At 61.0% G+C, this 13167-nt stretch carries 13 protein-coding genes; 3 read left to right on the plus strand and 10 right to left on the minus strand.

Translation table 11 applies throughout. The features are described 5' to 3' along the window. Nucleotides 1–26: 26 nt before the first annotated feature. A complete protein-coding gene (locus tag DA075_RS33630; protein ID WP_099957406.1) occupies nucleotides 27–1049 on the plus strand; it encodes an NADP-dependent oxidoreductase in 1023 nt (340 codons plus the stop codon). Nucleotides 1050–1118: 69 nt separating this feature from the next. Then, nucleotides 1119–1859, plus strand: coding sequence for an SDR family NAD(P)-dependent oxidoreductase (locus DA075_RS33635; protein WP_099957407.1), 741 nt, complete (start codon nucleotides 1119–1121; stop codon nucleotides 1857–1859). 307 nt (nucleotides 1860–2166) lie between these two features. Here DA075_RS33635 and DA075_RS38720 read toward each other — a convergent pair whose 3' ends face one another. Beyond that, entirely contained in the window at nucleotides 2167–3075 is a 909-nt protein-coding gene (locus tag DA075_RS38720; protein ID WP_099957408.1) for a helix-turn-helix domain-containing protein, read from the minus strand. A gap of 241 nt (nucleotides 3076–3316) precedes the next feature. Between DA075_RS38720 and DA075_RS33645 the strand changes: the two genes are divergently transcribed. Continuing rightward, nucleotides 3317–3991, plus strand: a complete 675-nt coding sequence (locus tag DA075_RS33645) for a glutathione S-transferase family protein (RefSeq protein WP_164712594.1) — start codon at nucleotides 3317–3319, stop codon at nucleotides 3989–3991. 78 nt (nucleotides 3992–4069) lie between these two features. On the opposite strand, the gene rnk is transcribed toward DA075_RS33645, so the two are convergent. The 9 genes from rnk to DA075_RS33680 all read right to left on the minus strand — a co-directional run bounded on the left by rnk (nucleotide 4070) and on the right by DA075_RS33680 (nucleotide 13141). Next, nucleotides 4070–4498: a nucleoside diphosphate kinase regulator gene (rnk, locus tag DA075_RS33650; protein WP_099957410.1), complete on the minus strand. Its 429-nt coding sequence runs from the start codon at nucleotides 4496–4498 to the stop codon at nucleotides 4070–4072. A gap of 1019 nt (nucleotides 4499–5517) precedes the next feature. Next, nucleotides 5518–5730 carry a hypothetical protein gene (locus tag DA075_RS36210; RefSeq protein ID WP_123834559.1) on the minus strand — a complete coding sequence of 71 codons (213 nt, stop codon included), beginning with the start codon at nucleotides 5728–5730 and terminating at the stop codon, nucleotides 5518–5520. 90 nt (nucleotides 5731–5820) lie between these two features. Next, entirely contained in the window at nucleotides 5821–6720 is a 900-nt protein-coding gene (locus DA075_RS38725; protein ID WP_099957412.1) for a LysR family substrate-binding domain-containing protein, read from the minus strand. A gap of 108 nt (nucleotides 6721–6828) precedes the next feature. Beyond that, entirely contained in the window at nucleotides 6829–6957 is a 129-nt protein-coding gene (locus DA075_RS38320; RefSeq protein ID WP_275298328.1) for a hypothetical protein, read from the minus strand. Nucleotides 6958–6987: 30 nt separating this feature from the next. Further along, a complete protein-coding gene (locus DA075_RS36215) occupies nucleotides 6988–7317 on the minus strand; it encodes a hypothetical protein (protein WP_123834561.1) in 330 nt (109 codons plus the stop codon). Between the two features lie 209 nt (nucleotides 7318–7526). Beyond that, nucleotides 7527–8495: a magnesium and cobalt transport protein CorA gene (locus DA075_RS33665; RefSeq protein WP_099957413.1), complete on the minus strand. Its 969-nt coding sequence runs from the start codon at nucleotides 8493–8495 to the stop codon at nucleotides 7527–7529. A 467-nt stretch (nucleotides 8496–8962) separates the two neighbouring features. Continuing rightward, complete coding sequence (locus DA075_RS33670; RefSeq protein WP_099957414.1) at nucleotides 8963–9715, minus strand: SpoIIAA family protein; 753 nt, start codon at nucleotides 9713–9715, stop codon at nucleotides 8963–8965. 44 nt (nucleotides 9716–9759) lie between these two features. After that, nucleotides 9760–10479, minus strand: a complete 720-nt coding sequence (locus DA075_RS33675; RefSeq protein WP_099957415.1) for a response regulator — start codon at nucleotides 10477–10479, stop codon at nucleotides 9760–9762. Then, entirely contained in the window at nucleotides 10451–13141 is a 2691-nt protein-coding gene (locus tag DA075_RS33680) for a sensor histidine kinase (protein WP_099957416.1), read from the minus strand. The genes DA075_RS33675 and DA075_RS33680 overlap by 29 nt, the downstream gene beginning before the upstream one ends. Nucleotides 13142–13167 lie beyond the last annotated feature (26 nt).

The raw sequence follows: 13167 nt of genomic DNA on the forward strand, positions 1-13167 counted from the left end.
CGATCAAGCTTCACGAGGAATTTCGCATGACGAGGAAGACCAACCGCCAGTTCACGCTCGCCGCCCGCCCCCAGGGCCAGGCCAGGCTCAGCGACTTCGAGCTCGTGGAAAGCGCGATCCCGTCGCCGAAGGACGGCGAGGTGCTCTTTCGCAACACGCTGTTCTCGATCGATCCCTATCAGCGCAACCTGATGGGCAACGGCTCGTCCGAATGGCCGGTCATCGAGATCGGCGATCCGATGGGCGGGCCGACGGTGGCGGTGGTCGAGGAGAGCCGCAACCCGGACTTCGCGGTGGGCGATCACGTCCAGACCTGGACGGGCTGGCAGGACTATGCGGTGTCGGACGGCTCCGACCTTCGCAAGCTCGATCCGAATATCGCGCCCCTCTCGACCGCGCTCGGGCCTCTCGGCCTTACCGGTTTCACCGCCTGGTACGGCATGACCAAGGTCCACGACTTCAAGCCCGGCGGCACGCTGGTCGTCACCGGTGCGGCGGGATCGGTGGGCTCGACCGCGGCGCAGCTCGGCAAGCTGCGGGGCTTTCGCGTCGTCGGTGTAGCCGGCGGACCGGAGAAGGTGGCTTTCCTCAAGCGCGAGCTCGGCCTGGATGAAGCGATCGACTACAAGGCCGACGACCTTGAGCAGCAGGTTGCCCGCGCACTGCCCAACGGCATCGACGCGTTTTTCGAGAATGTCGGCGGCCCGCTTTTCCCGGTGCTGATGGAGCATTTCAACACTGACGCGAAGATGACGCTCTGCGGGACCATCGCCGATTACAGCGACACCGAGCTGCCTAAGGGCACCAACTATCTGCCTCGGATGATCACGCTGATCCACTACCGCTTCGTCAGCATCAAGGCGTTCGCGACGCCTTACGTGCTGGACACGTTTCCAGAATTCCTCGCGGAAATGACGCCGTTGGTGACGAGCGGCAGGATCATCTACGGCGAGGAATTCATCAAAGGCTTCGAGAGCCTGCCCGAAACCTTCCTGAAGCTTTTCGACGGCAGCCACAGCGGCAAGAAGCTGATTGTCCGGGCCGACTGATCCGCCGTCGAGCGCTTGCTTCATCTAACACACTCGCGGCTCGCACGCCGCCAATACCGGAGATCATCCATGACTGACCTCAACGGCAAGCGCGCCCTGGTGACGGGCGGTTCGCGCGGCATCGGCGCGGCGATCGCGGTCGAGCTGGCTAACCAGGGCGCAGATGTCGCCTTCAGCTATCAGAACGACGCCGACAGCGCGGCGGACATCGTCCGACAGATCGAAGCGAAAAGGCGGCGGGGCTTTGCGGTCCAGGCCGACAATGCTGATCCAGCAGCGGTGAAGCGTCTCGTCGCAGAAGCGGTCGCGAAGCTCGGCGGTCTGGACATCCTGGTGAACAACGCCGGAACCGCGCGTACCGGCACGATTGCCGAGCTAAGCCTCGACGACATCGATACCCTCCTGCATATCAATGTCCGCGGCGCCGTGCTGGTGGCGCAGACCGTGATCCCGCACCTGCCCGAGGGCGGTCGCATCATCTTCATCGGCTCGAACATCGCCGAGCGCGTTCCGTTTCCGCAGCTGACGATGTACGCGGTGACCAAGTCGGCGCAGCTTGCCCTCACGCGCGGGCTCTCCCGCGAGCTTGGGACCCGCAACATCACCGTCAACCTCGTCCAGCCCGGGCCGATCAGGACCGACCTTAACCCCGCCGATGGAGCGCTCAACGACGTCAATATCGACTTCACTGCGCTCAAGCGTGTCGGCCAGCCACATGAGATCGCATCGGTCGTGAGCTTCCTTGCGAGCCCCGCGGCCGGCTTTATGACTGGGTCCGCCATCACGGCGGATGGCGGTTTCAATGCCTGATGCAAGGCGGGCCCTCCGGTTCGTGTCCGTGCGCTGGAGTTGCCGATCGACGGAGTCGACATTGGCTTGGGGAGCCACTCGGCACCGTATGGCCTATAAAGACCGTCGCGAAGGGACTTAGGCCGTGGCAACGACCACTTTTGATGTTTCCCGAACACTCGTCCAATGGTCGGAGAAGGTCGAGGATGTCCTTCGTGCAACCCTGCCGGATGCTAGGCCGCAGGAGCTTAAGCGCGCATGCCGCGTGTTCGAAGCGGAAAGCCGGCGCCTGCAGGCGGAGGGCGCGTTCCGCTCGTTCGTCGCTATTCTAAGTCACGTCTGATTGTAGCGCCTCGACGCGAAAATCAGACGGCGTAGTGCCAACTATGCTTCGGAAGGCAACGCTGAACGCTGAGGCACGCGCGTATCCAACTCTCCGAGCGACCTCGGCTACCTGCAGATCAGTCTCAAGCAGGAGGGCACGAGCGGTCTTCATTCGTTCCTCCATGATAAACGCGTGGGGAGACAGCCCAGTCCGCTTCCTAAACAGTCGAGAAAAGTGGAACTTGCTCACACAAGCTACCGACGCAAGCTCGTCTAGGGTGAGATTCTCGGCATACCGCATTCGAATTAGGTCCACGGCGCGCAATAGGCGCTTGTCGGTGATGCCTTCCTGCCCTGCGAAATGGGTCAGAGGATCAATCCTGCCGTGCATCAACATTAGATGCATCGCTAGCCAGCATACGCACGACTCTGCATAAATTTCCGGAGCACCGCGTCGCATGCCGGAAATTAGGCTGCTTACCACGCCCGTCACCGCCGCATCCGCAAAAATAGGCTTCGCGCTTGCGATGTTCGCGCCATGAGCGCCCGATATTCGCAGCTGGTCAGATGCCGCTGCAAGAATTGCTTGAGATATATAGAGGCTGGTGGCTTCCAGTGCTGTTTGGGCGCTCCACCGGAGCCGATCCGTGTCACCGGGCGCCGTAACGCCGATTGTGCCACGGCGGACTTTTGAACCGCGCCACTTCCCGGCTGAGAACACTTCGGCGTAATGCGTCGGGCCTAACGCTACTGCGAGACGGAGATCTGGCGACGGCGTCCCACTTAGCTCGATCTCACCCGCAGTCCATCGCCGGCGTTCGACCAGCAGAGAGCGCCATCCTACGGCCCGGCTCGTTTCCAAGACGACACCACCGAGTGCATTCTGACACGCCAGGCTAGCTGGATCATACATCTTCGAAGCTTCCAATCGACAACAATGGACTGATCTTCGCAACGCTAGCGAGCATGAGGTCGATATACGACATCTTGCTCAAGTTTTCCGAGGACTTGCCCTTTTTCCCGCGCATCGGGTGATTTTGTCGCTGGCCTGCATTCTAACGGATGTGTCGCCTTCCGGAAAACTGGGGTGCGGGAAGGCAAGGACGAGGGGGTGGAGCATACCGCCGTGTCGCGTCTTGATGAGGAGATGGATCTTGATTTTTTATGACGCCAAGCAACCTGGACCGAACCCGACCACTGTCCGCCTTTTTGTACTTGAGCGTGGAGGGCTTTCTTTCGATGTGGAGACTATTGACCTTGCCGCACTAGAGAACCGCCGTCGTCCGTATCTCGAGAACGTAAACGCTCGCGGAGAATTACCAGCCCTCCGGTTGGATGATGGTCGTGTGATTACCGAGATAACGGCGATCTGCGGCTACTTCGATGAAATCGCTCAAGGTGGCCGGCACCTGTGCGGCAACTCGCCCGTTGAGCGCGCTGAGGTGCACATGTGGACTCGGCGAATGTACTTGGAGATAATTTCCCATTTCGTTGCATGGTTCCGAGGGTCGGACATCGCGGTCGAAGCCTATCGGGGCAACCGAATCCTTCAGCTTGAAGCCATGCACTCAAACCGGCTGATCGCCGAACGCGGGCTCAACATGCTCGACGATGAGATGGCGGAAAAGGCCTTCATTGCGGGCGAGAATTTGAGCATGGCGGATATCATTCTATACGGCTTTATGGCTGCGGCCGGGCCAGAGACGCCATGGCTAAACGTGCCGCAACGGCCCTCGGTGGGCGGTTGGTACGACCGTATGTCTGCGCGGCCTGCCGCCAAACAAATGCTGAAACCCTTTGGATCTCGCGTAGAGCTAGCGGCGCAATAACGCCAATCGCAGCTCTTCGGTCGTCAGCCGGCCTTAGGCTCATCAAGTAGGCGGTCGAATCGGCCGCCGGGGTCGCGATCACCGACCTTTTGCTTTCGCGCCTCGCACCGGTTGTATCACCTTGACCACGCTCAGCGTGCGCTCGTGTCCATCGCGATCTGGCCAGAGTATTGAGTCACCTTCGCGCAAGCCGATGAGCCCGGCGCCGACAGGAGTGAGTACGGAGATCCGGTTCGCAGCAATATCGGCCTCGGCAGGGTAGACAAGTTCGACGGTACGACGGGTGCCGGTTGCCTGATCGACAAACTCGACCGTCGAACGCATGGTAACGACGTCAGGAGGAATGTCCTCGGCGGTGTGAATCCTGGCGCGTTCGATCTCGGCCATCAACAGGCGGCTAACATCTGACTGGCGGGCGTGGGCACGCATTCCGAGATCGGACAGCGCATCGGCTTCGGTGTCGATCATATGAATGGGAGGGCGCGCGGCAGCTTTAACAAGGGTCATGACGAAGGCTCGTAGTGTGAGGGTTGCGAACGCTGGCGAGGCGTGGCGGATCGGGCTATGCCCTTACCCCGAACCCAGCACGCGAACGTCCGGACCCGGGGCTAACAGCCCGACATGAGCTGGCACCCGCGATTGCAGAATCGGACGTGAGCCTTCGACGCTTGCATAACCAAGCGACCATGGGCTGCGGCCCTAGCCCCGTCAATCGCCCCGCGAGCCTCAGAGCGATGTGTTACGTAACCCGGTGAACCCGATTTGGCTGAGAACGGCGAGCGCACGGCCTTAGCTGACCAGCATTCTGAGTCCCGCGGAGCTGATCAGCATCAGGAGCAACATGGCGAAGACGTGATCCCACATGCAGAGGCTCGTACGCGAAACTGGCTGTCGCGTGACCAGCGCCACCCCAACGAGAACGAGCGCGGATGCAGCAAACATTAAATGCACGAAGAACAGGAAAAGAAAGGGCGGCCGATGATCGAGCGCAAAGGTTGGTGCGCAGAGTAGGAGGATCAATCCGACTTGCCCGCAAAACGCGCGGAGGTGTATCCGCGAGCGGCTATCCTGCTCACGCAACAACCTCATCCACCGGAATCGCGTGACCGCTTCCCACATGGTCGGCGAGTGCCCTATCATTGCTCCAAGGCTCGCCGGTCACGGCCGCGCGAGGCCAATGCAACGAACGGTAGCTCGACCGACATCAGGATGGCGTATGATCGGGCCAAACCGCGCAAATATTGCGTTAGGGCAGATTAGCTTCGTCTAAGATCTTCGCTTTCAGTCTTTCTCGTCCTGAGATCCATTAAGCCGACCTCGATCTCCAGCTAGAGGTTCTTGTGGAGCCTCGGTTACAGACCGATCTTTGGCTTTGTTGATGAGCCGAGACTTCGCGAGCGTGTCGAGCTTCGCCATTATGCCTCGTGTGACTTGGCGTCGCCGTACGAACAACGCCACTAGCGACACGAGCAAAGCGAAGCGCGCGAGCATGAGGATCCAGTCGCCGACATCAGCGTGAAAGCTGTTCACCGCCATGGACGGCGACCAAGGAAGGAGCGCCCGCTTCGTTTCCCCGGGATCAGAACGTAGATGATCCCGAGCGCAAGAAACCAAAGCAAGGCGACCGCGCGCAACGGCGTCGCGGCCGCTGGTATATGATGAGCCGCCACGAGCAGGCCGATCAGGCCTGAGACGCCGATGATCTTAACGGCCGCGGAAAGAATGCTGAGGGGCGGCATCCTATAGCACCCTGGGCGAGGTCGGTGCAAAAGCCCTTATGAGCCGAAGGAAGCTCAGGCGGCGGCGCGCAGCATGGGTTGACGGGGCGATCACTCCACCGCTCCTTGACGGCCTTCGGCCTGGGCATAGGCGAGCAGAACTGACGCCTCTGGCGAGAGGGTCTCCGGCCGCCATATTGCGTAGACCGCAGCGTGAGGCTCCGGAGCGCTGATCGGTCGGTAGATGACGCCGGGGTAATAAACGCCTAGTGCGCAAGAGCGTGTCAGCGCGATCCCGAACCCCAATCCTACGAGATGCATGAGAGTGTCGCGATGGACCTGGGTTGGAATGATCAACCGTGGCCGGCCTTCGAGTATTGTCGCTATTTCGTTCGCCGTGCGGATGACGCGCGTTTCATCGATCGCCATCAGAAACGTTTCGCATCTGAGTGCTTCGCGACGAAGGGCGTGGTGACCGGCGAGCCGATGACCCTCCGGCAAGGCTACTACGATCGTCTCGTTCCAGCAGTGCTCGGACACGATGGACGCTTTATCCACCCGCTCTTGTATGAAAGCGACGTCAATTGTTCCGCGCGCAACTTGATCGGCGATATCGTCGCCGTCACCCTCGACAAAACGTACATCTATTGCTGCTTCTGTTTTTTGGAGCCGAGCGAGCACGTTTCGAAGTGGGCCATAGCTCAGGGAGGCGTCCAGTCCGATCCGAAGCGATGCCGATGTGCTGCCGCCGGTGAAATGACTGCAAGCGTCGCGCAGGCTATGTGAGAGCCTCTTTTGAGGCCCACCGGAAGGGGCGGACAACTTGAGAAAGCGGCGATTTTTGCTTGGCTCAAACGTTGTAGGGCGTGTTCCAACTGGTCTATCGCTACGTGGAATGCCTTCGGCTTTTTCGCTCGCGGGGACCGGCGGTCGGCGCTCCGGGCGAAGCAACAGGCGTGCTGCAATCAAGAGCACTGCCAAGAAGATGATGAAGACGGACGCGCCAGACATTGGTCATTCCGTGAAACCGAGCGGACGGTCAATCGAAGCCGCGACGTTGATCGAAGTTCGCTTGCTCTCAGGTTGATCGCGGCTGCTCCAATCATGTTTGCGATTTTTTCAGGCGGAGCGTTCCTCCGATCCGCGGTCTTTTGTTGCTTTGCGCCTGTCCCGGCGGCTCGCCAGAAACAGCTTTACGCGGAGGTAGATGTTCAACCACAGCAACCCGCCGATGATGAGCAGGAGCATCAGGAGGCCTTCTGGATTCATCATTGTGCCTCATCGTGCTCCCCGCAGCAGAACATGGTTGCTGGCGCGCGGCGGGCGCGGAGACACCGATGATGGATTGGCGGGCGCCACGGTCCATCTCATTGCGTGCGAGGCCTTCTCGGAGGGAATGTGGAGAGGGTTCGCCGGAGAGCGCCTCGGTAGCTCGATCTGATCAAAGATGTGGCGACCGAGCACGAGCAAGGCGCTGCCCGCGCTCATGCCGACGAAGCCCAACGCCGCCAGAAGCATCTCAAAGGGCGTGGCTTCATGCAGCGGAAGCACATGGACAAGTGCGTACAGGCGGCTCAACGCAAGTGCGGCAATGATCACGCCCAGCAAGCCCGCTAGTCGTAACCCTGCATTCCTTGCATCAGTTGCTGCGATTGGCATGCCGCCCTCCATGGTGGCGGCAATCCAACTAAAGGCACGATCATAAAGATTCGAGATCAGATTTTCGGGCTAGACGTAAAGATGGTGTATATATGCGCCTTACTTCCTAAGTCGGCAGCCGTGAGGTATGCCGCGTCTTTGGCCTTAAGTAGTGTGGGCTATAGCCATCCAGTTTTTCGGAAGCGCCGGTAGAGTGTAAGGCATATCACGGCGATGATCGACATAACCGCAGGGTAGCCATAGACGGAATGCAACTCGGGCATATGCTCGAAGTTCATCCCGTAAATGCCAGCCAAGGCAGTCGGCACGGCCAGGATCGCCGCCCATGCCGCCAGTTGGCGGGTGATGGCGCCAGTGCGTTGTTGCTCCATCAGATTGCTGAACTCGAAAACGGAAGTCAGCACCTCGCGGAGACCAGTGTTCATCGTCTCCACCCGCCGCACGTGATCCAGCACATCGCCGAAATAGTGGCGAGCCTCGGCATCGATGCAAGGATGGTTGGTCTGAGCTAACTTACGGGCCACCTCCTCCATGGGTATCAGGATGTGTCCAAAGCGAGTGAGCTGACGCCGAAGCGTGAATATTCGGGCGATCTCGGTTCGACCCAAGAAGGCGTCGAGCGTGCGCTGCTCCATAGCCGAGACTTCTTCCTCGAGCGACTCGACCAGTGGAATGTACCCGTCGACGATGAAATCCAGCACTGCGTGCAACACATAGTCCGTGCCTTGGCCGAGGAGATCTGGCGACTCTTCCAGGTGCTTGCGCAGCGGAAGGTGTGATCGGGTTGAGCCTTGCCGCACCGTGATGATGTGACTGTGACCGAGGAACACGGCGGTCTGTCCGTAGGCAATGACGCCGTCGTCCAGTTGCGCGGTGCGCGCGATCAGGAACAACTGATCGCCGTAGATATCGACCTTCGGCAACTGGCCGTCTTTGAGCGAGTCTTCTACCGCGAGTGGGTGAAGATTGTAGAGGGCCTGTAATGCCATGACGTCCTCCGCGCATGGGTCCGACAAGCCTATCCAAACGAACTCGGAGCGATCCGTCGGGCAATCAACCCGTTCGCCGATGTCGACCTCGCGAATCCGACGACCGTCGCGGTAGAGATACGCTGCGATGACTGGCATCAGTCCTCTTTCTGTATGAGGAGGTGCGGCCCGAGCTTAGTCGCCCGACCTGCAGTCGTCATCGCGATGACCGACGATTGTGTGCGGCTACAGCGCTTGTGACGTCGGGCTGATTGGCTCGCCGTGGTTCTAAGCGGCGCGGACATTGCGGTCGATGCCGGCTTGGGGAGCACCTCTGGTCGGGGCTTGACCTCGCTCTCGGCGGCCGGCGGTAAAATCATGTTCGACCGATTGGATGACTCGCCTCGACGTCTCGCGCAGCCAACTCGCGGCGCGTTGCATATCGCGCGGCGAGATCGAGATGAAGTCTCTTGACCGCTACATCTGAAGCGTTGGCCGCTAACTCCAGTTCCTGTGCCGCCCGGCGGGCGAAATATGCTTCGTCCGATACCGGATCGACGCTCTTCGCGTTGGTGCTCCGGACCGAGGAAGCAGTCTCCGATGGGCTGGCGGGGACGGGCTCTTCTTCAGCCGCCATGGCGGCGCAACCAGGCCCGTGCAGCCTCTTCGTCGCCAGCCGCGAAATGACGGGCTTCCATCTTGAGCAGCGGATCGAAGAGGTTGGTGAGGCGACTTATCCAGTCGGGCCCGCCGACGAGCGCATATCGCTCGATATGGCGTAACAGTCCGATCTTCAGTTCGAGCAGCCTCGTATCAACGAGCAGCGACGGCTCGAAGCCGTCGTAGTGACGGACGATGCCGAGGAGACGGCGACCGCCCCCGCCGCTGAACGCGGCCGAAAGCCTCTCGGCGAGATTGCGCGCATCCGCGCTGGTGATGCGCCCGTCGATCTCGAAGGTGAAAATATCGGAATCACCGTTCTCTAAGACCCGCAGGCTTTCAGGATGCGCGCAATCGACGTCACCGCGAACCCAGGCGAGGGCGTGCTCCCGACGATCGGGCGTATAGGACTGATAGCTGACATAGGGCAGCAAGGCGTTTTCGATCCGGGCGGCGTTACGGATCCAAGCCTGGTCGCTGACGATGGCGATCCGTCCGAATTGTCTGAGCCGTGCCAAGTAGCGGAACGCATTGCCAAGATCGCTACGCCACGCCTCCGAGGACATGCCCTTGAAGTTGCGGACTTCCGCGAAGACATGGACGGTGTCGCCGCGCTCAAGCGCCGTATCAAGCTGCCGCATGGCGGTTTCGACGTCAGCTTTCTCGATACGGCCGTCGGTGGCCAATTCGATGACAGTTTCATTCTGATTTTCGGCCATGATCTGGTCCTTGCGGATTGTCGGATTGATCCGGTTGTTCAGCCTCAGCTATGACGTGCCTCGGCGGCCTCCAGGCCGGACAAGCGGTATCCGACCTGCAATTCCGTCAGGAGGTGCTGGGGCTGCGACGGCTCCTCTTCGAGCTTTTGCCTGAGCTGCGCCATGTAGATGCGGAGGTAATGGGCGCGTTCTGAGTATCCGGGACCCCACACCTCCATAAGCAGTTGGCGGTGGGTTAGCACCTTGCCGTGGCCACGGACCAACGCCGTCAGAAGTCGAAACTCGTTGGGCGTGAGATGGACGGGTATGCCCGCGCGCGCAACTTCGTGCGTGGCAAGATTGATGGTGACCGACCCGAACTTGGCTACGGGCGACGCTGCGCCGCCGTTCGATACGGTGCCGGCGCGCCGCAGTTGTGCCCGCACTCGCGCCAGGAGTTCGGGCACGCCAAACGGCTTGACCAGATAGTCGTCGGCGCCGGCGTCAAGCGCCTCCACCTTTTCGGTTTCCTGCTCGCGCGCGGATAGTACGAGAACGGGCGCTGACATCCAGCCGCGCACTTCCCGGATCAGCGTCTTGCCGTCGCCGTCGGGTAGTCCGAGATCGACGATCATCAGGTCGGGCTTGCGACTGCCCGCATTCAGCCGCGCCTCTTCGGCCGTCGCCGTCTCGAAGACATTCATGCCCTCTTTTTCCAGCGCCATGCGGATAAAGCGCCGAATATCGGCTTCGTCTTCAACGATCAGAATGCGCGGCTTGATCATGGATCGGTTCACTTTCGATCGCAGGCGGCGTCCCAAGCGGCAGTCGTATCTCGAACGCAGCTCCGTTTGGTTTGCGCTGTTCGGCTCGGATGCTTCCGCCGTGAGCCGTGATGATACTGCGGCAGAGCGCGAGCCCCAATCCAACGCCGGCGACCGACGACTCCTTCTGCCCGCGCGCGAACGGCTCGAAGAGCATTTCCGGATCCCGCACGGGGAGCCCGGGGCCATTATCTTCAACGATAAGATACATGGTGTCCGCCGTAGCACCGGCCCGAACGTTTATCGTGCTATCGCGCGGCGTATACTTGGCGGCGTTGTCGAACAGATTGATAAGAACGCGCTCGATGAGCGTGGCATCGGCCTCTATGAGCGGAAGATCCGCCGGCAGATTGGTGCGAACCTTGCGAGGTTCGAGGATCGCGCGCGATTGTAACACGGCGCTGCCGACGATCTCGCTCAAGGAATTCCATTCCTTGTTGAGCCGCACGCCTTCGCTTTGCATGCGTGCCAGGTCGAGCAGGTTGGCAACGAGGCGCTTGAGCTCGTCGGCCTGAACCCGGATCGAGCGCGCCAGGTCACTGCGATCTTCGACTGGAAGCTCTTTGCGATGCTCGAGCGTCTCGGCCAGGCCGCGGATCGCGGTCAGCGGCGTCTTGAGGTCGTGCGATACGGCCGACAGCAGCGCGTTGCGGAGCTTCTCACCCTCCATCCGGACCAGGGTTTCCTGTGCGACTTCCATGAAGTGGATGCGCTCGAGCGTGAGGCCAATGGTCGAGCAGCAGGCATCAAGCAGACGGCGATCGTCCGGATCGTCGGGCAGCGGCGCGCCGACCGGCACGACCGCCAGCACTCCGCGCATGGCCATCGACGCTTTCAGGGGAAGGTACAGGGCGTGGGCGGCGCTCAAGGTCTGAGTGCCAAGGCCCGCTTGTTGTCCATGATCGAAAGCCCATTGTGCGGTCGATGTATCGACAAGGCCGGGGTCCTCGGTAGGCATCAAGCGCTCGTTCTTGTCGGGAACCAGGAGGATGATCCGCGCTTCGAACAGTGGTGTCAGCGCTTCCCGGCAAATCGCGACAACTTGGTCAATCTTGATCGCGCTTGAGAGGTCGCGGGCGATCCTGGCCAAGGCCGACGCCCGTCGTTCTCCGGCACGGGCTACACGAGCTTCCGATCGGAGGCGCGCCGCGAGTTGGCTGATCACGACTGCGACTACCATCATAAGCGCGAAAGTGAATATGTATTGCGTGTCGGTGACCGCGAACGAGAGCTTCGGCTCGACGAAGAAGAAGTCAAAGCAGCCTACCGAAAGCAGGGACGCCCACGCCCCGGCGAGGCGGCCGAGTCGCAAGGCGATGAACACGGTCGTCACCAGGAAAAGCATGACGACGTTGGAAAGATCGAAAAAGCCTACGAGCTGGGAGGCGAGGAAGGTCGCCGCGCCGCATGCGAGCGTGGCGATGCCAAGCGCCGCGATCTGCGTCTGCGGCTCCTCCGGTATCCAACGAACTCGGCGGGTCGCCCGGACTTCGTCAACGCTCAGCAGCAGGAGCCCAATTTCCGGATTGGCGCGGGCAAGCCGTTCCTGCAATCGACGTTTGAACGTAAATATGCGTCGGCGAGCTGTGTTTCCGATGATGAGCTTGGTGGCGTTGCGCTTTCGAGCATAGTCGAGGATCGCCTCGGTAATGTCTTGGCCAGGGACATTTGCAAACTCCGCGCCGGCTGATTGGGCCGTCTTCGCGATGACGAGCAGCGCCTCGCGGGATCGCGCGTCATTATTTTGATAGGGCTGATCGACGTGGACGACGATCCATTTGGCCTGAAGCCGCTGGGCGAGGCGCCCGGCTTCACGGACGAGCTTTTCCTGGGACCGATCCGCGCTGACGCAGACCATGAGCAATTCCTGCGTCGGCCAGACCGTCTTGATCGCGTGCGAGACGCGGTAGGTCCGGACATCGGCGTTGACCCGGTCGGCGACGCGGCGGAGCGCAAGCTCGCGTAGCGCGATCAGATTGCCGCGGCGGAAGAAGTTCTGACGCGCGCGCTCGATTGACACGGGCAAGTAGACCTTGCCGGCGTTCATGCGGGCGAGCAGATCGTCCGGCGGCAGATCGACCAGCACGACATCGGTCGCGGAATCGAAAATGCGATCGGGTACGGTTTCACGGACGCGAATGCCGATAATGCCGCCGACGATGTCGTTGAGGCTGTCGAGGTGCTGTACGTTGAGCGCGGTGTAGACATCGACGCCGGCGTCGAGCAGCTCTTCGACATCTTGCCACCGCTTGGCATGGCGGCTGCCGGCGACGTTCGTGTGGGCAAGCTCGTCGACCACCAGCAGCTTGTAGTCGGACGCCAGGGCGCCATCGAGATCGAACTCGGTGACAGGCCTGCCATTACCCGGCAACGTCTTGCGCGGGAGAATGGCAAAGCCGTCGATCAGCGCCTCGGTTTCCTTGCGGCCGTGCGTCTCGACGATGCCGATTCCGACGCGCACGCCCTCAGCCTGAGCCTGCCGCGCCGCTTGAAGCATCGCAAAGGTCTTCCCCACCCCAGCGCAGGCCCCGAAGAAAATCTTGAGCTGTCCGCGTTTGGAGTGCTCTGCGTTACCTCTTACGGCCTCCAGAAGAGCGTCCGGATCAGGTCGCTGATCGTTCATCGTCTACTGCCTCACGCCAGTGCCGC

Origin of the sequence: Methylobacterium currus, assembly GCF_003058325.1 — a bacterium.
Classification (GTDB): Bacteria; Pseudomonadota; Alphaproteobacteria; order Rhizobiales; family Beijerinckiaceae; genus Methylobacterium; species Methylobacterium currus.

Excerpts from the sequence above, each read along its gene's own strand:
- rnk (WP_099957410.1), bottom strand. The coding sequence starts at position 4,498 with ATGACCCTTGTTAAAGCTGCCGCGCGCCCTCCCATTCATATGATCGAC.
- DA075_RS33665 (WP_099957413.1), bottom strand. The coding sequence starts at position 8,495 with ATGCCAGTCATCGCAGCGTATCTCTACCGCGACGGTCGTCGGATTCGC.
- DA075_RS38320 (WP_275298328.1), bottom strand. The coding sequence starts at position 6,957 with ATGCTCCTGCTCATCATCGGCGGGTTGCTGTGGTTGAACATCTACCTC.
- DA075_RS38725 (WP_099957412.1), bottom strand. The coding sequence starts at position 6,720 with ATGTCTGGCGCGTCCGTCTTCATCATCTTCTTGGCAGTGCTCTTGATT.
- DA075_RS33675 (WP_099957415.1), bottom strand. The coding sequence starts at position 10,479 with ATGATCAAGCCGCGCATTCTGATCGTTGAAGACGAAGCCGATATTCGG.
- DA075_RS36210 (WP_123834559.1), bottom strand. The coding sequence starts at position 5,730 with ATGCCGCCCCTCAGCATTCTTTCCGCGGCCGTTAAGATCATCGGCGTC.
- DA075_RS33635 (WP_099957407.1), top strand. The coding sequence starts at position 1,119 with ATGACTGACCTCAACGGCAAGCGCGCCCTGGTGACGGGCGGTTCGCGC.
- DA075_RS33630 (WP_099957406.1), top strand. The coding sequence starts at position 27 with ATGACGAGGAAGACCAACCGCCAGTTCACGCTCGCCGCCCGCCCCCAG.
- DA075_RS33670 (WP_099957414.1), bottom strand. The coding sequence starts at position 9,715 with ATGGCCGAAAATCAGAATGAAACTGTCATCGAATTGGCCACCGACGGC.
- DA075_RS38720 (WP_099957408.1), bottom strand. The coding sequence starts at position 3,075 with ATGTATGATCCAGCTAGCCTGGCGTGTCAGAATGCACTCGGTGGTGTC.
- DA075_RS33680 (WP_099957416.1), bottom strand. The coding sequence starts at position 13,141 with ATGAACGATCAGCGACCTGATCCGGACGCTCTTCTGGAGGCCGTAAGA.